This is a genomic window from Nonomuraea jabiensis, assembly GCF_014204795.1.
In the GTDB taxonomy this organism is placed as follows: domain Bacteria; phylum Actinomycetota; class Actinomycetes; order Streptosporangiales; family Streptosporangiaceae; genus Nonomuraea; species Nonomuraea jabiensis.
On record NZ_JACHMB010000001.1, the window covers coordinates 4,916,045 to 4,935,803 of the forward strand.

Sequence of the window (19,759 nt, forward strand, 5' to 3'; positions counted from 1 at the left end):
GTGCGGCGCTTACGGGCCGAACACTACCAGCCCGTTGGCTTTCCGGAACCCGCTTCTGCTGTGCAGGGGTTAATACCCGTGAGATCCGTACGTAATCGCCCTGTTACCGAGAGTTCACTAAAAAGGTGGCGCAAGGTCCGAGAGGTCGTTCTCGAAGTCGCTCAGCCACAGCCCGAAGAGCACCAACCCCCGCACCCAGAAACGATCGTTCCAGCCGTTGAACCTGGTCAAAGCGTCGGGACCGCCTGAGACCACCTCGTGCAGCTCGTCCGACAGCAGTCCCGGCACTCTCCTCACCACAGTCTCCAGCATGCGGTGCGAATAATTTCGGGCGGGGGCGGCCGTGGAACGCAGCGGCACCCTTTGGAGTGGCTGCTTGACCACATTCGTCGAGGGGAGTGCGGCCACCCGTGGATTGGCCGCGTGGAGCACTTCGCGGTAGAAACGGCCCTTGTCCTTGCGGGCCACGCCGACCGACAGCGCGGCGTCGAAGAAGCGCGGGTCGATGAACGGCGCCGCGAACGACGCCTCGGGCCCCACCAGGTTGACCGCGGAGCGCGCGATGCCGCGCACGGTCCTGGTGTGCAGCACCGACAGCGGCAGCTCGGCGCGGTGCCCGTGGAGCATGGAGGTGGCGGCCAGGAACTGCTCGCGCACGGTCTCCTCCATCCACTGCGCGGCGGCCTTGGACAGGAACGGCTGCGAGGGCGCCCCCAGCGACAGCGAGCCGAGCACGGCCGCCGAGCGTTCGGCCTGCGTCGTGGCCTCCAGCGCGGCCCCGCTGACCATGAAGTTCTTCAGCAGCGGCCCGCCGGCCAGGCCGTCGACCAGGATCCGGCCCGCCTTGTGCACCTCCTTGGCGAAGGGCGCGTACCAGGCGTGGTGCGGCGTCAGGTATTCGAGCCGGCGGGCCACCTCGACGGCGTCGTCGGGGTAGTCGGCGGCGTCCTGGGTGATCACCCGGTGGGGGATGCCCAGCTCCCTGGTGATCGACCTGGCGAACGCGATGTCGGTGTCGGTGCCGTCGTCAGGGCTGGTCGTCCACGACTCGACGTCCATCCCGCGGGCCTTGGCCACGCTGGCCAGCAGCCGCGAGTCGTAGCCGCCGCTGACCGGCACGAGCAGCTTGCGGCCCGCGTAGTCCTGGTAGACCTCGTCCAGCAGCTCGACGATCTCGCGCGGGCTGATCCACCGCTCGTACGGCTCCGAACGCAGCCAGCGCGGCAGCCTGCGCTCGGTCGCGAGCCGGCCGTGCCGCCACACCAGGGCGCTGGAGCCGGGCAGCCGCTTGACGTCCGCGTACGGCGTCGCCTCGCCCAGCGGGAACGTCACCTGCAGGATCGACGCCCACGCCGACCAGTCGATCTGGACGGGCACCAGGCTGAGCAGCGGCTTGATCTGCGACGAGAAGTAGACCGCCTCGCCGAGGCGGACGTAGTAGACGTCCACGAGGCCCAGGGCGCCCGTGTGGAGCGTGACACTGTCGCCGTCGCCGATCAGCCCGGGGGTCTCGTACGTCTCCGCGACCGTCATCCAGTCGTCGTCGCCCGACGGCTTGCGCTCGCCCCAGGAGAACGCGTACGCGGGCCCCCAGCGGTGGTAGGGCGGCAGCGGCGCCGAGCTGAACAGCGCCGCGTCGGCCGACTGGAGCGCGGGCAGGAGCCTCGGCCCCGCCGCCGTCAGCTTGCCGAGTACGGCGGGATCGATCCGGCCGAGAGCGCCGCAGACGTAGGGCCGCACGTTGAACTGCACCGGATCTCATCCCTTCGAGACGCTTCAGGCAAAAAGAGTATCCTTTGCCGGGCTGAGGGAGCGGAGGGTCAATTGTCGACGGAGCTTGAGAGCACTCGCCGGGCGTTGCGGGATGCTGTCGCGCAGGCCGAGCGCGCCGCCGAGCTGGCCAGGCTGCTGGACGCCGCCGAGGCCAAACTGGCCGCCGCCGAGCAGAGCGCCGCGGAGGCCAGATCGCTGGCCGAGCGGCTGAGCGAGGCCGAGGAGCGGCTGGAGGCCGAGCAGGCGGCCGCCGACAAACTGCGCAGGGAGCTGGCCGAGCAGCGCTTCCAGGCCGAGGTGGCCAACTGGAAGCTGTCCTCGATCAAGGTCGCCCGCTGGAACCGCCTCGGCGACGCGATCAAGAGCGGCAAGAGCAACCCGGTCCGGCTGGCCAAGGGGCTCAGGGGCGCGGCCAAGCCCGTCAAGCGGCCCGTCGCGCCCAAGCGCAAGCCCCCCACGGCCGCCAAGGCCAAGGACGAGCGCCCCGGGGCGGCGTTCCAGGCCACCAGCACGACCAGGACGCTCGGCGGCGCCTCCTTCAAGCTCAAGCCCTTCCGGGTGCCGACGGGACCCAACACCAGGCCGCACCTGACGGCCGCGGTCATCGCCGACCCGCACGCCGAGGCGCTGCTGCGGTACGAGTGGCGGCAGACGACCGGCTTCACGCCGCGCGACTTCGCCAGGGTGCTCCCGCTGGAGGTGCCCCACCTGCTGGTGGTCGAGTCGGTCGAGCACGGGCCGTGGGCCGAGGAGATCACCGGCGAGCCGGGCGAGGGGCTCAAGGCGCTGCTGGCCTGGTGCGCCGAGCGCGGCATCCGCACGGTCTTCTGGCACACGCGGGGCGACGTGGCCGCGTACGCGGCGGCGGCCGAGCTGTTCGAGCACCGGTTCACGACCGATCTCACGGTGGCCTGGCCGCGGCTGCAGTTCGGGGTGCAGCCGAGGGTGCACAACCCGCTGCCGCTCTCCGGCGGGCGCATCGACCGGGTCCTCACGCTGGACCAGCTCCTGCCCGGGCACCTGACGTACCCCGACGTGCTGACCTCCTACCGCTGGCCGGCCGCGGTGGACTGCCCGCCGGGCACGCCCCAGTGGCGGCTGGCCGAGCTCGCCGCCTGCGGCACGCCCATCGGCACCGAGGCCGACACGCGGCGGGCGCACGTGGCGCTGCGGCGGGCGTACCAGATGGGCACGATGACCGAGCGGATCGACGAGCTCCTCGACGCGATCGGCCTGCCCAGCGCCCGCGCCACGCTCAACACCTCGGTGCTGCTGCCGATCATGGACCCGTACCTGATGGAGCACGCGCTGGCGCAGGTCGCCAAGCAGTCGGGGGTCGACCAGCTCATCGTCATCGGGCCGCCGGAGTCGGAGCTGCGGGCCCGCGACGTGCTGCCGGACGTGGAGATCGTCTACCGCCGCCCGCACCCGGCGATGACCGAGGGCGCGATGCTCGACGCCGGCATCGACCTGTGCGAGGCCGACCTGGTCGCGGTCATGGACCCGCGCGACGTCTACGGCCCGCACTACCTGTCGGACCTGCGGCGGGCGTTCCTGTTCAGCACCGCCGACATCGTCGGCAAGGCGGCCTTCTACGCCCACCTCCGCAAGCCGCAGGCCACGCTGCTCAAGCAGCCCGAGGCCGAGTACACCTACCTCCCCGAGATCGCCGGGGCGACCCTCCTGGCCCGCCGCAACACCCTGCGCGAGATCGGCTTCGCGGACCTCACGGACGGATGGGACGAGGTGCTCATGCGGCAGTGCCGGACGGACGGGATCAAGGTGTTCTCGGCCGACCGGTTCGGCTACGTGCGGGTGCGCGACGAGGACCGCTGGCTGCTCGGGGCGGCCCACCTGGTCGAGTACGGCTCCGCCGAGCCGCACGCGCTCATCTGAGCCCCGGGGCTAGGGTTCGGCCATGACACCCGCGGAACTGGCCGACGTGCTGGGGGAGCCGCCGGCGCCCGAGGGGACGTGGGAGGACGAGGCCGTCTACGTCTCCGCCGCGGCGCTGCGCGGGAAGGTCCCCGCCGAGTCGCTCGCCGGGCGGGTGCGGGAGCTGGACGGGGTGTCCTCGGTGGAGGTCCGGCGGGACGGGTTCCTGCGGATCGTGGTCAGCGAGCCGGGGGAGCTGGTGACGCGCGTCGCGCCGCTCGACCTCCCGGAGCCCCCGTGGCCGGACTTCCCGCGGACCTGGGACAACCCCGGGTTCGTGGTGCGGTACGGCCACGTGCGGGCCCGCGCGGTGCTCCGGTGGGCGCGGGAGCTGGGGGTGCCGTCGGAGGGGTTCCGGGCGGAGCTGCTCGACGGCCCGTACGACCGGCGGGTGCTGCGGGTGCTGGCCGAGCTGCCCGGGCGGACGGTGAGCAGGCAGCCCGGGTGGGAGACGTACCTCGTACGGCTGGCCCTGGCCTATCACGACGCGCACGAGCACGCGCCCGCCGTCCCGGTCGGCGACGAGGCGCCGACGCCGGTGCACACGGCGCGGGTGCGGCTGGCCGAGGCCGTGACGGGTGTGCTTCCTGGGCCGGAACGGATGTAACGAGTCGCAAAATATCCGGCCAAACGGCGAAAAATCGTAAAAATATCCCTTGCTGGGCTTGATCGCGTCTCGATACGTGGGCAGAAGGTCATGGCTTGGTTGCGGTTCCGATAGCCTCGATCAGGTGAGTCGATTCGTCCATCCCGCCGGGGACCGGCACGCCGAGATGCTGCCCCACGAGCGCCCTCCACTGGCGCCCGCCGACCTCAACCGGATCAACCCGGCGATCTGGCCGCGAACGTCGACCCGGACCGATGGCACGCTCACTGTCGGCGGCGTCGACGTGCGCGAGCTGGCGCGCGAGCACGGCACGCCGCTCTACGTCCTCGACGAGGACGACGTGCGCTCGCGCATGCGCGACTACGCCACGGCCTTCGCCGGCTCCGAGGTCCACTACGCGGGCAAGGCGTTCCTGTGCAAGGAGATCGTGCGCTGGCTCCACGACGAGGGCCTCGGGCTCGACGTGGCCAGCGGCGGCGAGCTGGCGGTGGCCCTCAGCGTCGGGTTCCCGCCCGAGCGCATCACGATGCACGGCAACAACAAGTCCGTCGCCGAGCTGACCAGGGCGCTGGAGGTCGGGGTCGGCCACGTCGTGGTCGACTCCTACGAGGAGATCGCCAGGCTCGGCCACCTCGCCCAGGAGCTGGGCAAGCGGCCCAACGTGATGATCCGGGTGACCACCGGGGTCGAGGCGCACACGCACGAGTTCATCGCGACGGCGCACGACGACCAGAAGTTCGGGCTGTCGCTCAACACCGGGGCGGCCGCGGAGGCCGTACGCCGGATCCTCGCCCTGCCGCAGCTCGAGCTCGTCGGGCTCCACTCCCACATCGGCTCCCAGATCGTCGACACGGCCGGGTTCGAGGTGGCCGCCAGGCGCCTGACCGCGCTGCTCGTGCAGATCAAGGAAGAGCACGGCGTCGTGCTGCCCGAGCTCGACCTGGGCGGCGGCTACGGCATCGCCTACGTCGAGGGCGACGAGGCGCCCGACATCAAGGAGCTGGCCGACGGGCTGCGCGAGATCGTCACCAAGGTGTGCACGGACGCCGGCCTGCCCGTGCCCAGGCTGACCGTGGAGCCGGGGCGCACCATCGTCGGGCCCGGCGGCATCACCCTCTACTCGGTCGGCACCGTCAAGGACGTCGAGGGCCTGCGCACGTACGTGAGCATCGACGGCGGCATGAGCGACAACGTGCGCACCGCGCTCTACGGCGCCGAATACACCGCGGCGCTGGTCAGCCGCGAGAGCACCGCCGAGCCCATGCTCAGCCGCCTGGTCGGCAAGCACTGCGAGAGCGGCGACATCATCGTGCGCGACTTCCACCTGCCCGCCGACCTCGTCCCCGGCGACCTGATCGCGGTGGCGGCCACCGGCGCCTACTGCCGGTCGCTGGCCAGCAACTACAACTACCTGCCCAGGCCCGCCGTGGTCGCCGTCTCCGGCGGCAGGTCGCGCGTGATCGTGCAGGGCGAGACCGAGGACGACCTGTTGAGGGGGCAGCTGTGAAACCGCTGAAAGTGGCGCTGCTGGGCTGCGGCGTCGTCGGCTCGCAGGTCATCAGGCTCATGCACGAGCAGGCCGCCGACCTGGCCGCGCGCATCGGCGCCCCGCTGGAGCTGGCCGGGGTCGCCGTACGCCGGCTCGGCCGCAAGCGTGACGTCGAGGTGGATCCCGCGCTGCTCACCACCGACGCCGAGGCGCTGGTCACGCGCGACGACGTCGACATCGTCATCGAGGTCATCGGCGGCATCGAGCCCGCCCGCTCGCTGATCGTCGCGGCCCTGTCCAAGGGCAAGTCCGTGGTCACCGCCAACAAGGCGCTGCTGGCCGAGGACGGCGCCACCCTGCACGAGGCCGCCAGGCAGGGCAACGGCGACCTCTACTTCGAGGCCAGCGTGGCCGGCGCCATCCCGCTGCTGCGCCCGCTGCGCGAGTCGCTGGCGGGCGACCGCGTCAAGCGCGTGCTCGGCATCGTCAACGGCACCACCAACTACATCCTCGACAAGATGGACACCACGGGCGCGTCCTTCACCGACGCCCTGGAGGAGGCCCAGACGCTCGGCTACGCGGAGGCCGACCCGACGGCCGACGTCGAGGGCTTCGACGCCGCCGCCAAGGCCGCCATCCTGGCCGGGCTCGCCTTCCACAGCCGCGTCACGGCCGCCGACGTGCACCGCGAGGGCATCACCGAGATCACCGCCACCGACGTGGCCTCGGCCAAGGCCATGGGCTACGTCATCAAGCTGCTGGCCATCTGCGCCCGCTCCGAGGACGGCCGCTCGTTCGGGGTGCGGGTGCACCCCGCGATGATCCCGCGGTCGCATCCGCTGGCCGGGGTGCGGGAGGCGTACAACGCGGTGTTCGTGGAGGCGGAGTCGGCGGGGCAGCTGATGTTCTACGGCAAGGGGGCCGGCGGGGCGCCGACGGCCTCCGCGGTCCTCGGCGACCTGGTGGCCGTCGCCCGCAACCGCCTGGCGGGCACGCACGGGCCGGAGGAGTCGACGTACGCGGACCTGGCGGCCCATCCCATGGGCGACACGGTCACGCGCTGCCACGTGGCGCTCGACGTGGCCGACAAGCCGGGCGTGCTGGCGCGGGTGGCGGAGCTGTTCGCCAAGCACGACGTGTCGATCCAGACCGTACGCCAGGAGGGGCACGGCGACGACGCCCAGCTCGTCATCGTCACCCACCGCGCCACGGACGCCGCGCTGTCGGCGACCATGGAGGGGCTGCGCGAGCTGGACATCGTCCGCGCCGTGGCGAGCGTGATGCGCGTGGAGGGCGACGACTAGCCTTCGCGCGTGGGGGAGTCGTCGGGGAAGGCCAGGGCGCGGACCTTGCGGACGGCTCGCTTGAGGACCGTGCGGTTCTGGGCGCGGGCGAGGCGGACCGCCTCCCTGCGCCAGGTCTCGGCCTTCTCGCGCCAGCGCGCCGCGTCCCTGGCGTTCTTGCCCGCCTCCCGCCGCAGCTGCGCGAGCTCCGCGCGGAGGGCGGCGGTGCGCTTGCGGTAGAGGGCGATCTTCTTCTCGTGCTCGGCGGCGAGCCGGACGAGCTCCGGGACGGGCCTCTTGCGCGGCGGATAGACTGCCGGGCGGCGCTTGAAGCCCCAGCTCTGCCCGTCCAGCCACTCCAAGCCGAAGAGGGCGTCGATCAGGTCGTCCCACTCGTCGTCCGGGGCGGCCACCAGGGCGGCTCTGGACTGGGCGGCCGTGCGGTCCAGCCTGGCCATCGTGACGCCCTGCGCCGTCTCCTCCAGGGCCAGGCAGAGGGCGCCCAGGTCGTGCTGCTCCATGTGGTCCAGCAGGCGTTCCAGCGTGTCCTTCGACGGGACCCAGCCGGGCGGCACCGAGAGCCGGAACGGGGCCGTCCCCTCCAGAGGGCCGGTCAGGTGGACGCGGGGGTCGCCGGCGAAGTTGGCCTGGATGAGGCGCAGGTCGAGGTGCGGGTCGGCGAGCGGGGAGCGGCGTTCGGCGGTCAGGGATTCCCAGGGGCCGGGGACGGTGACCCTGACGTCCGGGATCGTGCCGGCCAGCAGGCCGTCCACCGTCGCCCGGACGTCCTCGTACGGGCCCGCCGGCACGGTCGCGTCCACGTACGGCACCAGCCACTGCCGCCCCGGGTCCGTGCGGAGGTAGCGGCGGTAGGGGACCCGGTCGGCGACGAAAGGGTCGTTGTAGCGCTTGAGCGCCTGGAAGTCGCGCATCGCCGTCGGCAGCCCGACGTGCCAGGCCCGCGACTCCGGGTCCGGGACGAACACCACGCCCGCCTGGGTGAGCCGGTAGCCCAGCTCGGTGTCCTCTGCCAGCACCAGGGACGTGTCCAGGCCGCCGATCGAGCGCAGGAGCTCGGCCGGGTACGACGCCGTGGCGCCCACGTGGATGCGGGTGGCCAGGGAGCTGGGGGCGCTACGCAGGCCGTCGTGGTCGCGGATGATCTGCTCGGCCCAGTCGTGGCGGTGCGGTGACAGGGGGAAGAGCTCGCCCTCCTCCTCCGACTCCAGCGCCTGGCGTACCCGCTCCTGCGTCGGGAGTTCGGTCGCGGCGGTGAAGTCGATCCAGCCCAGGACCACCACGTACGGGGCCAGGTGGTGCCAGCGCAGCTGGGCCTCCACGTGGCGCCGGTGCGGGACCATGTCGGCGTCCAGCACGAGGACGACCTCGCCGGTCGCGGCGTCCAGGCCCGCCTGGACGGCCCAGGCCCGGCCCCAGCCGCCCGGCGGGCTGGGGATCAGCTTGGTCCTGGCCGGGACGAGCTCCGGGAGGCGGATCGGGGTGGCGCTGCCGTCGTCCACCACGATGACGTCGAGCAGGTGATCGGGGTAGCTCTGGGCGGACAGGGCCGCCAGGGTGAGGTCCAGGGTCTCCTGGCGGTCGTGGGCCGGGATGACGACGGTGACGGTGAGCGTGGGCTCCCAGGCGCCCAGGGCGGGCGGCGCGAGCACGCCGAAGTCGTTGCGGCGGATGCGGGGGATGCCGGTCATGGCAGGGGGCTCCCGTCCAGGGCCATGAGGGCGTTCGGGCGGAAGCCGCGCCACTGCTGCCTGTTGCGCTGCAGGAACGTCCCGATCGGCTCCTGCCAGGTGTGGTTGGCCGCCGGGCCCCTGCGCAGGATGTAGCCGAGCCCGTGCGTACGGTAGATCTGGCCGCCCGCCGCCTGCAGGGCCTCCTGGAACTGGGTGTCCACCGAGCGCCGCAACGGCCGGAACCCGCCCACCGCCTGGAACGCCGAGCGCTCCACCAGGATCGTCCCACCGGCGACGAAGCTGGTGATCTGCTCGGTCACCTGCCTGCGGTGCACGGTGACGTCGATGGACGTCAGGTACACGAACTCCGGCACCGTGCCCACCACCTGGGCGCCCGAGTACGAATGCGCCAGCAGCAGGTCGGACAGGAAGTCGGGACCGTACCAGTCGTCGTCGTCCATCTTCAGCAGGAACGAGCCCGAGGCCCTGGCGGCGGCGTGGTTCAGCACCTCACCGAACACGTCCTGGCGATCGGCCTCGAACACCGTCAGCGGGCCCTGGAACGCCTCGATCGCCCTGGCCACGTCCGGGTGGCCCTTGGGGACGCCGTGCAGGGCGAGGATCACCTCCAGCTCGGCGCCGCGCTGGCGGGCCACCTGGTCGAGGGCGAACGACACCATGTCGGTGCGGCGCGTGGCCAGCAGGACCGAGGTGAGCGGCGGCGCGGGGGCGGGCGCGCCGAGCTGCTCCCACCTCGCGGCGACGCCGTGCGTGCGGAGCGCGGCGCGGCGCAGGCGGATGCTGTGCTCCTCGCGCCGCAGGTCGTCGGAGAGGTCCGGGCAGTGCTCGACGAGCTCGATGATCTCGGTGCCGAGCGCGCCCGCCCAGCGCGGCACGGCCTGCGCGCGCAGCGGCACCCCGGCGGCGGCCAGGCCGGTCAGCACGCGTACGGCGGCCAGGGGACCGCTGTGCGCGTGCCGCCAGTCCACCTCGACGCCGCGGATCTGGCGGAGCCTGGCCACGTCGGCGTCGGTGACCCCGCCGGACTCGGCGAACGACGTCACGACCTTGCCGTCCAGCACCACCGACCAGCGGCCGTCCCGTTCCGCCAGGCAGGCCATGCCGCGGGAGGGGGTGGTGACGAAACCCTGGGGGTTCACGAGGCGTTCGTCCACGGGCGGGACCATGGAGGGCTCGCCGAGCACGTCCGGATCGGCCAGCGGGGAGTCGGCCATGCCCGGCCTTCCCAGGTGCTCCCAGGACACCGCCCGCAGCGTCGGCCGCTCGATGGGCGTCTCGTCCCCGGCCCACTCCACGTTCTCCGCCTCGTCGTCGGCCGGTGCGGCATCCGGGACGGGGGAGGCGCCCTCCATCGACGGGTGGCCCAGGGTGCGCAGGACCACGTCGCTGCCCGGCGCGCCGACCCGCTCCGGCACCGGCCCCGTCACCTCGGCGGGGGTCGCGTTGGGGTCGCCGGGGCGCCAGTCGGCCGCTCCGACGCCCGCGATCGCCGCCGCCGGGGCCGCGATCACGTCGAGGCGGTGGCCCGCGAACGCCCGCGCCGTCGCGGTCACGGTACGGCCCGCGGGCGTGGCGGCGGAGAAGCGGGCGTCGACCACCCAGACCCGGTTCCTGGGCTGGTAGACCCGCAGATCCGTCAAGGACCGCCACCGGTGCGCGGGGGTGGGGGTGGGGACCGGCGCGGGGTGTGCGGCGGGCGTGTCGAGCACGGCCACGACCACCCGCTCGGCCTGCGGCAGCAGCTTGTGCAGCGTCGCGATCCTGCGCAGGTCGGCCGGTGTCCTGGCGAGCACGAGGACCTCGCCCACCTGCTCGGCCTCGGTGGGCGGCTCCAGCAGGTCCCGATCGAGGTCCACGGCCTGCCGGGCCTCCTGCGCCGCGGACTGGTGGCGGGTCGCCGCGGAGACCCCGGCAGTCGCGGGAGCGGTGTAGAGGGGGGCGACGTCGTCGATTCCGGCGAAGAAGACCCGCGCATCGGGCAGCTCCGCCAGCAGCTGACGGATCATCCGGCGCTCCGCAGGTGCCTGATCAGCGAGCTCAGCCCGCCACGCGCGGCGGACTCGTCGTCGGGCGGCGTGGCGGACAGCCGTTCGACCTCGGCCGCGAGCCGCTCCACCTCCGCCCGCAGCTCCTTGATCTCGCGCAGCCGCTCCCCGGCCAGCCCTCGCCATTTCGCGGGCTCGCCGGCCAGGGGCTCGGCCTCCTCCTCCGGCATGAACCCGAACTCGCGCCCGCTGACCCACTCCGACCCGAACATCTCGTCCACCAGGTCGTCGGCCCGGCCCTCGTGGAGCGCGGCGCGGGAGAAGGCGGCCGTGCGCTCCAGGCGGGCGGCCACGACCCCGGAGGCGTCCTCCGACAGCGCGACGCTGACCAGGCCGAGCAGGTCGCCGTCCGCGTGGCGTACCAGCCTGGAAAGCGTGTCGGCGCCCAGCGTCCACCCGGTGGGAAGGCGGAGCAGGAAGGGGGCGGGCGCGGCGGAGGCGGGTACGCTCTCCGCGAACACGACCCGGGGCTCGTACGCGTAGAGATTGTGCAGCAGGCGCAGGTCGAGGAGGGGGTCGTCGAGGCTGGAGCGGCGCTCGCCGGTCAGCTTGCCCCAGGGGCCGACGATGGTGACGGCCGCGTCGGCGAGGGTGCCCGCCAGGGCCGAGTCGACGCTCGCCCGCGTCTGCTCGTAGGTGGTCGCCGTCACGACGACCCGCACGTACGGCACCCGCCAGTGACGCCGGGGGTGGCTGCGCAGCCAGCGCAGGTCGGGGATGAGATCGCCCAGGTAGGACCAGTTGTGCCGGTGCACCTCCTTCTCCCGCAGCATCACGGTGGAGGCCCCGACGTGCCATGCCCTGGCCTGCGCGTCGGGGACGAACACCGCCCCCGCCTGCGCCAGCCGGTATCCGAGCTCGGTGTCCTCGGCCATGTTCAGGGAGGTGTCCACGCCGCCCGCCGCGCGCAGCAGATCGGCCCGTACGGACGTGGAGGCGCCCGTGTGCAGCAGGTACGCGCTCGCGCCCGCGTCCTTGAGCCACCTGGTCGACTCCAGGGTCTTCCTCGTGTACGCGGACTGGACGCCCTCCTCGCCCGGCTCCTCGACGAACCGGACGTCCCCGATCACCACCGCGTGGTCGATCAGGTGGTGCCAGCGCATGTGCGCCTCGATGTGGTCGTCCGCGAGGAGCATGTCGGAGTCGAGCCAGTGGATCACGTCGCCGGTGGCCGCGAGCTGGCCGGCCTGCCGGGCCGCGCCGCGTCCCCACCCGTCGGCCACGCGTACGACCCGCGCGCCCGCCACCTCCAGCGGCGGCCGGCTGCCGTCGTCCGCGACCACGATCTCGACCAGCTCGGCCGGGTACGTCTGCCGCGCCAGCGCCGGGACCGTGCGCTCCAGCGCCTCCGCGCAGTCGTAGGCCGGGATGACCACGGAGACCCGCAGCGAGGGCTCCCACGCCCCCAGCGCCGGCGGCCGCAGCGTCCCGTAGTCGTTGTGCCGGACCCGCGTCATACGGAGTCCCTGGCCAGCGCGCGAACCTCCGCGCGCAGCTCCTCCACCTCTCGCGCCCGCGCCATGGCGTTGACCCGGTCCTCTCCGAGCGAGGCCAGGATGGCGCCGAGGTCGTCGGCGCGCCGCGCGGCGGAGTCCTCGACGGCCTGCACCAGCAGGTCCAGCCTGGTCTCGATGTTCTTGAGCGCTGTGGTGGTCCTCGCCAGCTCGGCCTCGTACTTCTTGATCCGCAGATCGATGCGGTGCGCCTTGCCGTCGAGGCGGCGCACGATGAGCACGAGGAAGGCGAGGGCCGCCAGGGTGACCAGGAAGGCCACCGTGACCGCTGCCGCGCCGAAAGTGATCAGGCCGGCGGTGACGAGCAGGGCGAGCACACCGGCGGTGAGAGCTGCGAGGAGTGCGGCGGTCGCTGCCAGTCGGCGGGGCGAGAGCATCCGCGCATACCTTTCGTTTGGAACATCAGAGGCGTCGAGGACATCACTGGATTATTGACACCTTAATAAACACCGGCACCTACCGTGCCATAGCTTCCTGGAGGAAAACTGAGAATCGCCTCCACTCCACCTGCGGCGTAGGGCCTGCCGAATGTGGCGGACGCGTCTACCCGTCAGTAAAACGGGCGTAAGGTAGGCGCCGACCAAGTCCCAAGGAGGCCCATGTCCATCACCCCTTGTGGCTTCGCGCGTACGCCGGAGAAGGGGCTGGCCCGCCTGCACTGGGCGCACGACGGCTGGGCGGTGGAGGGCGGGCGACCCGACGTGCCCGCGCTGCGCCCGCTGCGCGGGCTGGAGATCGAGTGGCCCGCCGCCGAGGTGCCCTTGGAGGGGTTGCTGCGGCTGGCCGCCGCCGGGGTACCGCTGACCGCCGGCCGCGCCGTGCCCTGGGTGCCCGGCGACCTCGCCGCGCTGCTCACCGACCGCGACTGGCTCGGCCACGCGGCCGACGGGACCGCGCGCTCGCTGGCCGACCTGCGGCGGGAGGAGCACAGCGTACGGCTGCGCCGCCTGGCGCACCGGGTCTCCAGGTCCACGGTCAGCATTGTGATGTCCAGCAAGCGGCCCGCGATGGTGGGGTCGGCGCTGGCCCAGATGGGGCGGCAGCGGGACGTCGAGGCCGAGGTGCTGCTCGGGCTGCACGGGGTGAGCCTCGGGGAGGTGCGGGAGGCGGTCGAGTCGTGTTCGCTGCCCGTGAAATGGATCGAGGTCCCGCGCGACGTGCCGTTCGGAGAGGTGCTCAACCGGCTGGCGGCCCTGGCGCGCGGCGACTACCTGGTGAAATGGGACGACGACGACTGGTACGGGCCGCGTCACCTGGGAGATCTGCTCATGGCGCTGGCGTACTCGGGGGCCGACGTGGTGGGGACGACGGCCGAGTTCTTCTATCTGGAGCCGCTGCGGGCCACGGTGCGGCGGACGACTTTCGCGAGCGGGGCCGGGTATCCGAGCGAGGTGTGGGCGGATCATGTGGCCGGAGGGACGATCTTGATTTCCCGGGCGAAATTTCAAGAAATTGGGGGATTTCCTAGGCTGTCTCGGGCAGTTGATCGCGAGTTTCTCAAAGCAGCACAAAAGGCCGGTGCGCGCGTCTACCGTACCCACGGGCTGGGCTACGTCCTGCGACGGGGGCTCAGCGACGAGCACACCTGGCAGCTGCCCCTGGCCCACTTCCTCAAGGTGGCCGCCAACCAGTGGCGCGGCTTCCGCCCGAGCCTGCTGATGGAAGCCGCATGACCACGGATGTCGCCGGCGCGCCCAGGGTGCGCGGCAACGACTACCGGATCCTCCAGCCCCTCCCGGAGGACCTCACCCCGGAGCTCACGGTCAGCGTGGTCATCCCGGCCTACGGCGGGCAGGACAAGCTCGACCTGGTGCTCGCCGGGCTGGCCAGGCAGACGTACCCGGCGGAGCTGACCGAGGTCATCGTCGTCGACAACGGCAGCGCGCCCCCGCTGCGCCTGCCCGCCGTCCGCCCCGAGCGGACCCGTCTGATCGTCTGCGCGCAGCCGGGCCGGGCCAGCGCCCGCAACGCCGGGCTGGCCGAGGCGACCGGCGACGTGATCCACTGGCTCGACTCCGACGTGGTGCTCACCCCGGGCGCGATCGAGGCCCACATGCGCTGGCACCACGCCGCCCCCTACCTGGTCGTCACCGGCTACATCCGCTTCACCGAGGCCGAGGTGCCCCGCGAGCTCCCCGACGACCTGGAGAGGCACTTCGAACCCGCCGAGCCGCACGCCTGGATCGTCGATCTCGTCGAGCGCACCGACGGCCTCACCGACAACCCGCAGCGCCCGTTCAGCCTGCACGTCGGCGGCGCGACCTCGGTCAACGCCCGGCTGATCGAGGCCGCCGGGCCGATGGACGACGAGCTGATCCTGGGCCAGGACACCGAGATGGGCTACCGGCTCGGCCAGGCGGGCGCCGTCTTCGTGCCGGAGCCGTCGGCCCGCGCCTACCACCTCGGCCCCACCATGCGGATGCGCGGCAAACAGCCGATCGACCGGGTGAGCCACGCGTTCGTGGCCGACCGCATCCCGGCCTACCGGTGGCTGCGGGGGCATCCCGGGCGGCAGTGGAAGGTGCCGTACGTCACCGTGGTGGTGGACGGCACGGCGGGCTACGACTCGGTGCGGGCGACGGTGGACGCGCTGCTCGCGGGCACGTTACCCGACCTGTCCGTGCTCGTCCTCGGACCCTGGGACACCCTCGACCGCGACCGCCGCTCCCCCCTCAAGGACCCCCACCTCGACCTGGTGCTGGTCCAGGGCCACTATCGCCATGAAGGCCGGGTACGCCTGTCCGCCACGGAGTCCGTCGACCCGGCCGTGCCCTTCGTGCTGCGCCTGCCGCCCGGCTGGGTCCCCGGCGAGGACTCGCTCGCCCGCCTGCTCGACCTGGCCCGCGACGAGGGGCTCGGCCTGGTGAACGTGCTGCTCCACGAGTCGGCCCAGGGCGTCGTCGCGGCCCGCCTGGAACGCGCGTCCGCCTTCGCCCGGGCCCGCATCGTGATGGCGGCGGGGGAGGACCTGGACGACGCGGTGGACTCGGTGTCGGGCGTCACCTGGGTGGAGGCGGAGACGTACGGCTTCACGACCGAGGCGGCGGCGATCCTCGGGCGGCGGGGAGCGTACCGGGCCCGCCTGGAGGCGCAGGCCGAGGCGGCCCGGCTGGCCAAGGAGGCGGAGCGGCTGCGGGCGCAGGTGGCCAAGTGGCGGGACGAGGCGGGACGCTGGCGCAAGTCGACCGTGGAGCTGCGGCGCGAGGTCGGCACGCTGCGCCGCCAGCTTGCCGCCGCCGGCCGCGCCCAGCAGAGCCTGCGGGTCCTGGTCTCGACGACCATGAAACGCGCCCTGCGCAAACGCCTGCGCGGCTGACCCCACCCGCCCCTCCCGGCGAAGGGGGTCAGTTGGGGCGCAGGGCGGACTTGAGACGGCGCAGCAGCTTGTTCTCCGGCGGCGCCGTGTTGTCCGGCACGGGGACGGTCACCGGAGCGGCGGCGGCGGCCGGGGCCGGGGCGGAGATGGCGACCGGCTCGGGTCGCGCGGGAGCGGGCGCGGGCCAGTAGCGGTCCGGCGGCTCGTGGCGTACCCCGTGGGTGACGGCGATGAGGTCGTCCACGTCGGCGGTCCCCGGCTCGGCGAGCAGGACGGCGCGGCCGAGGGCGGAGGTGCGCTCCAGCCGGGCCGTGCGCCCGTCGGGCAGGTCGACGATCAGCACGCCGGCGAGATCCTTCTGCACCGACTCGATCATGCGCTCCAGCGTCGCCCGGTGCAGCGGCACGTCGACCGGGCCCCGGTAGCGGAACGGCGTGGGCGCGGGCGTGGGGGCGGCCTCGTCGATCAGGCGGACGCGTTCGTCGTGCGCGAACAGGTCACGCATCAGCCGCAGCTCGAAACACGGGTCCGACAGGACGGAACGGCGCCCGGAGGCCAGCCGCGACCACGGCCCCACCAGCGTCACCACCACGTCCTGCAGCTTGCCGTCCAGCGCCGCCGCCACCGCCTGCCGCACCACCGACTCGGAGGTGTCCGTGACGTCGAGCACGATCTCCACGTACGGCACCAGCCACCGCCGCCCCCGGTCCTTGCGCAGGTCCCTGCGCAGCGGGATCCGGTGCGCCAGGTACGGCTCCACGGCCCGCACGGCGCGTTCCCTGTCGCGGTGCTGCGCGGGCAGCCCCAGGTGCACGGCCTGCGCGTCCATGTCGGGGACGAACACCACGCCGTGCATGGCCAGCCGGTAGGAGAACTCGGTGTCCTCGCCCCGCGCCACGTTCGGGTCGAGCCCGCCCACGGCGTGGAAGATCTCCCGGGGCAGGGCGAAGGTCGGCCCCGTGCACACGTGGTACGGGTTGCGGCTCTTGCGCAGCCCGTCGGTCTTGGCGATCGTCACCTCGGTGGAGCTGGACACGGCCCCGGCCAGGTCGAACACCTCTCCCAGGTGCCCCGCCCGGAAGACCTGGGACGGCGTGACCGGCGGCGTGTCCACGAACTTCTTCATCCCGATCGTGACGAGATAGTCCGTCACGTGGTGCCAGCGGGCCAGGGCCTCGATGTGCTCGCGGCAGGCCACCATGTCGGCGTCGAGACGCTGGATGATCTCGCCGTCGGCGGCCTTCGCGCCGGTGTTGACGGCGTTGGAGATGCCCCAGCCGTCGCGCACCCGTACGACGCGGGTGTTGGCGGGGCGGATCTCGGGCAGCCGGATGGGAGGCTCGCTGCCGTCGTCGACGACGACGACCTCCATGAGATGGTCCGGGTACGTCTGCGCCGCCAGCGCCGCGAGTGTCAGGTCGAGCCGGTCCTGCCCGCCGTGAGCGGGTATCACCACGCTCACGGAAAGGGCGGGTGACCAGGTGCCGAGCTCCGGCACGGCGAGCGGTGAATAGTCGTTCTGCGTCAAAGCAGGACGCGCGTCCATGGTGGTGACCCCCTGGCCCGAGACCTTATCGGGAGATGCTGAGAATTTCCTGAATAGCGCCCCTGTCCAATGGATGTGTCCGGGGGATGGACGCGGATCCGCGCCGGGCTGCCGCACCCCGTACACTCTGTGCCCAACACCGCAGGTAGGGAGTCATCATGAGCAGGTCGTGGCGTGGCCTCATCGAGGAATACCGCGAGCGTCTTCCTGTCACTCCGAAGACGCCTGTCATCACGCTGCTCGAAGGCGGCACGCCGCTGGTCCCCGCGAACCGCCTGTCCGCGCTGACCGGGTGCGACGTCTACCTGAAGGTCGAGGGAGCCAACCCGACGGGCAGCTTCAAGGACCGCGGCATGACCATGGCCATCAGCAAGGCGGTCGAGGAGGGGGCCAAGGCGGTCATCTGCGCCTCCACCGGCAACACCTCGGCGTCGGCGGCGGCCTACGCCGTGCGCGCCGGGCTGACCTGCGCCGTGCTGGTGCCACGGGGGAAGATCGCCATGGGCAAGCTGGCCCAGGCGCTCGTGCACGGCGCCACGCTGCTGCAGGTCGAGGGGTCGTTCGACGACTGTCTCGAGATGACCCGCAAGCTGTCGTCCAGCTACCCGATCGCGCTGGTCAACTCGGTCAACCCGTTCCGGCTGCAGGGCCAGAAGACGGCGGCGTTCGAGATCGTCGACACGCTGGGTGACGCCCCGGACATCCACTGCATCCCGGTGGGCAACGCGGGCAACATCTCGGCGTACTGGATGGGCTACCAGGAGTACGCGGCCGACGGCGTGTCGGCCAAGCGGCCGCGCATGTTCGGCTTCCAGGCCAGCGGGGCGGCGCCGATCGTCCAGGGCGCGCCCGTGTCGCATCCGCACACGATCGCCACCGCCATCCGCATCGGCAACCCGGCCTCCTGGTCGCTGGCCACCGCGGCGCGCGACGAGTCGGGCGGCGTCATCCAGGCGGTGACCGACCGGCAGATCGCGGCGGCGTACAAGCTGCTGGCGCAGGAGGAGGGCGTGTTCGTGGAGCTGGCCTCGGCCGCCAGCGTCGCGGGGCTCCTGCAGGCCCACTCGCAGGGGCTCGTCGACCCGGGTCAGCGCATCGTCTGCACGGTCACCGGCAACGGGCTGAAGGACCCCGACTGGGCGATCTCGGGCGCGCCCGCGCCCGTCGTCATCCCGATCGACGTCCACGCCGCCGCGGCGGCGCTCAACCTCGCCTGACAGGGAGTTCATGTGCGGACCGTTGAGATTCGCGTGCCCGCCACCTCGGCGAACCTGGGTCCCGGGTTCGACGCGCTCGGGCTGGCGCTGAGCCTGTACGACGACGTCGAGGCCGCGCTCACCGACGAGGCCGGGGTTCGCGTCACCGTCGAGGGCGAGGGCGCGGGTGAGCTGGATCTCGGAGAGGGTCACCTGATCGTCAGGGCGATGCGGGTCACGTTCGACCGCATGGGGATCACGCAGCCCAGCGGGATCCGCCTGCACTGCCGTAACAGGATTCCGCACGCGCGCGGGCTGGGATCCTCCTCGGCCGCCCTTTGCGCGGGCATCCTGGCGGCCCGCGCTTTGGCTGAGGGCGAACAACTTTCCGAGCGCGGGCGATTTTCCGACGACGACGTTTTCGCGCTGGCCACGGAGATGGAGGGGCATCCCGACAACGTCGCCCCCTGCCTGGCCGGCGGGCTGACCGTGGCCTGGTACGACCACTCCGGGGCGCCGCATATGGTGAAAGTAGCTCCTGATGAGCGCATCCGCCCGGTCGTGGTCGTTCCTGCCACCCGGCTGGCCACGGAGACCGCGCGGGGGCTGCTGCCGAAGGACGTGCCCCACAAGGACGCATCGTTCAACGCAGGCAGGGCTGCGCTGCTGATCGCGGCGCTGACCCAGCGACCGGAGCCCGCGCTCCTGCTCGCCGCCACAGAAGATCGACTCCATCAGCATTACCGCGCGCCTGCGATGCGGGCCACCGCGAATCTGGTAGAACGTCTCCGTGCAGTGGGCGTGCCCGCGGTCGTTTCGGGAGCGGGTCCCACGGTTCTTGCGTTTTCGACATCGGATACGCAGGATTTGATCGCGCCAGAAGTGGGTAATGACTGGCACATCCAGCAAATGGACGTCGACCCGGTTGGTGCGAACGTTCAGTTCCCCGAGACACGCTGATGCCTCTTTAGACCTTCAGGGAATAGCCGTGTGCGCTGGTGATGTTAGGCTGATAGCCGCACCAGATGCCCCCTTGGTGGGTGCGTGCTTGTCAGCCACACATCGCTGCATCATGCTTCACGTCGCGAGGCGTGAGCAGCGCGGCTGTCTCCCCGGACTCCGTTGCCTCCGGTTGGCCCACACCCGGTTGGCTCGAAACGAGGCGGCGACGACGGGGATCTGCGCGTTCGAATCACATCGACATCTGGTTGGCGACAGCAACCTGGGGGGTGTCTGCCACGCGCCACGGCCCTGTGGCCGCTTGGACGAGCCCCTCCCCAAGAGTGGCGGCCGTCCACAGCGACAGCCGAAGATCGCAGAGTGCACCCCGACCCGGTCTGTCC

Annotated in this window: 14 protein-coding genes; 8 read left to right on the plus strand and 6 right to left on the minus strand. The window is 72.2% G+C overall.

The window, feature by feature from the left end; translation table 11 throughout:
* Positions 1-117 precede the first annotated feature (117 nt).
* Positions 118-1,752, minus strand: a complete 1,635-nt coding sequence (locus HD596_RS22695) for an asparagine synthetase B family protein (protein WP_185071345.1) — start codon at positions 1,750-1,752, stop codon at positions 118-120.
* A gap of 72 nt (positions 1,753-1,824) precedes the next feature.
* Between HD596_RS22695 and HD596_RS22700 the strand changes: the two genes are divergently transcribed.
* From HD596_RS22700 to HD596_RS22715, 4 genes are all read left to right on the plus strand, one after another.
* Positions 1,825-3,669, plus strand: a complete 1,845-nt coding sequence (locus tag HD596_RS22700) for a hypothetical protein (protein ID WP_185071346.1) — start codon at positions 1,825-1,827, stop codon at positions 3,667-3,669.
* A gap of 22 nt (positions 3,670-3,691) precedes the next feature.
* On the plus strand, positions 3,692-4,315 hold the full coding sequence (locus HD596_RS22705) for an anticodon-binding protein (protein WP_185071347.1): 624 nt from the start codon (positions 3,692-3,694) through the stop codon (positions 4,313-4,315).
* A gap of 124 nt (positions 4,316-4,439) precedes the next feature.
* On the plus strand, positions 4,440-5,822 hold the full coding sequence (lysA, locus tag HD596_RS22710; RefSeq protein ID WP_185071348.1) for a diaminopimelate decarboxylase: 1,383 nt from the start codon (positions 4,440-4,442) through the stop codon (positions 5,820-5,822).
* The gene (locus tag HD596_RS22715; RefSeq protein WP_313044647.1) at positions 5,819-7,108 is read left to right on the plus strand and encodes a homoserine dehydrogenase; all 1,290 of its coding nucleotides are present in this window, start codon (positions 5,819-5,821) and stop codon (positions 7,106-7,108) included. Before lysA ends, HD596_RS22715 begins: the two co-directional genes overlap by 4 nt.
* On the opposite strand, the gene HD596_RS22720 is transcribed toward HD596_RS22715, so the two are convergent.
* Genes HD596_RS22720 through HD596_RS22735 form a run of 4 tightly spaced genes read right to left on the minus strand, consistent with a single transcriptional unit; the run spans position 7,105 to position 12,735 of the window.
* On the minus strand, positions 7,105-8,796 hold the full coding sequence (locus HD596_RS22720; RefSeq protein WP_185071349.1) for a glycosyltransferase family 2 protein: 1,692 nt from the start codon (positions 8,794-8,796) through the stop codon (positions 7,105-7,107). The two genes, HD596_RS22715 and HD596_RS22720, sit on opposite strands and share 4 nt — an antisense overlap.
* On the minus strand, positions 8,793-10,805 hold the full coding sequence (locus HD596_RS22725) for a glycosyltransferase (protein ID WP_185071350.1): 2,013 nt from the start codon (positions 10,803-10,805) through the stop codon (positions 8,793-8,795). Before HD596_RS22725 ends, HD596_RS22720 begins: the two co-directional genes overlap by 4 nt.
* Positions 10,802-12,301, minus strand: coding sequence for a glycosyltransferase family 2 protein (locus HD596_RS22730; RefSeq protein WP_185071351.1), 1,500 nt, complete (start codon positions 12,299-12,301; stop codon positions 10,802-10,804). The genes HD596_RS22725 and HD596_RS22730 overlap by 4 nt, the downstream gene beginning before the upstream one ends.
* Positions 12,298-12,735, minus strand: a complete 438-nt coding sequence (locus HD596_RS22735) for a hypothetical protein (protein WP_185071352.1) — start codon at positions 12,733-12,735, stop codon at positions 12,298-12,300. Before HD596_RS22735 ends, HD596_RS22730 begins: the two co-directional genes overlap by 4 nt.
* 222 nt (positions 12,736-12,957) lie before the next feature.
* On the opposite strand from HD596_RS22735, the gene HD596_RS22740 reads away from it, so the two are divergent.
* Positions 12,958-14,031, plus strand: a complete 1,074-nt coding sequence (locus HD596_RS22740; protein ID WP_185071353.1) for a glycosyltransferase family 2 protein — start codon at positions 12,958-12,960, stop codon at positions 14,029-14,031.
* Positions 14,028-15,674, plus strand: coding sequence for a glycosyltransferase family 2 protein (locus HD596_RS22745; protein WP_185071354.1), 1,647 nt, complete (start codon positions 14,028-14,030; stop codon positions 15,672-15,674). Before HD596_RS22740 ends, HD596_RS22745 begins: the two co-directional genes overlap by 4 nt.
* Before the next feature lie 28 nt (positions 15,675-15,702).
* On the opposite strand, the gene HD596_RS22750 is transcribed toward HD596_RS22745, so the two are convergent.
* A complete protein-coding gene (locus tag HD596_RS22750) occupies positions 15,703-17,220 on the minus strand; it encodes a glycosyltransferase family 2 protein (RefSeq protein ID WP_185071355.1) in 1,518 nt (505 codons plus the stop codon).
* 158 nt (positions 17,221-17,378) lie between these two features.
* On the opposite strand from HD596_RS22750, the gene thrC reads away from it, so the two are divergent.
* Both thrC and thrB read left to right on the plus strand, forming a co-directional pair.
* Positions 17,379-18,437 (plus strand): threonine synthase, encoded by a 1,059-nt coding sequence (thrC, locus tag HD596_RS22755; protein WP_185071356.1) that lies wholly within the window; start codon positions 17,379-17,381, stop codon positions 18,435-18,437.
* A gap of 12 nt (positions 18,438-18,449) precedes the next feature.
* On the plus strand, positions 18,450-19,376 hold the full coding sequence (gene thrB / locus HD596_RS22760; RefSeq protein WP_185071357.1) for a homoserine kinase: 927 nt from the start codon (positions 18,450-18,452) through the stop codon (positions 19,374-19,376).
* Positions 19,377-19,759 lie beyond the last annotated feature (383 nt).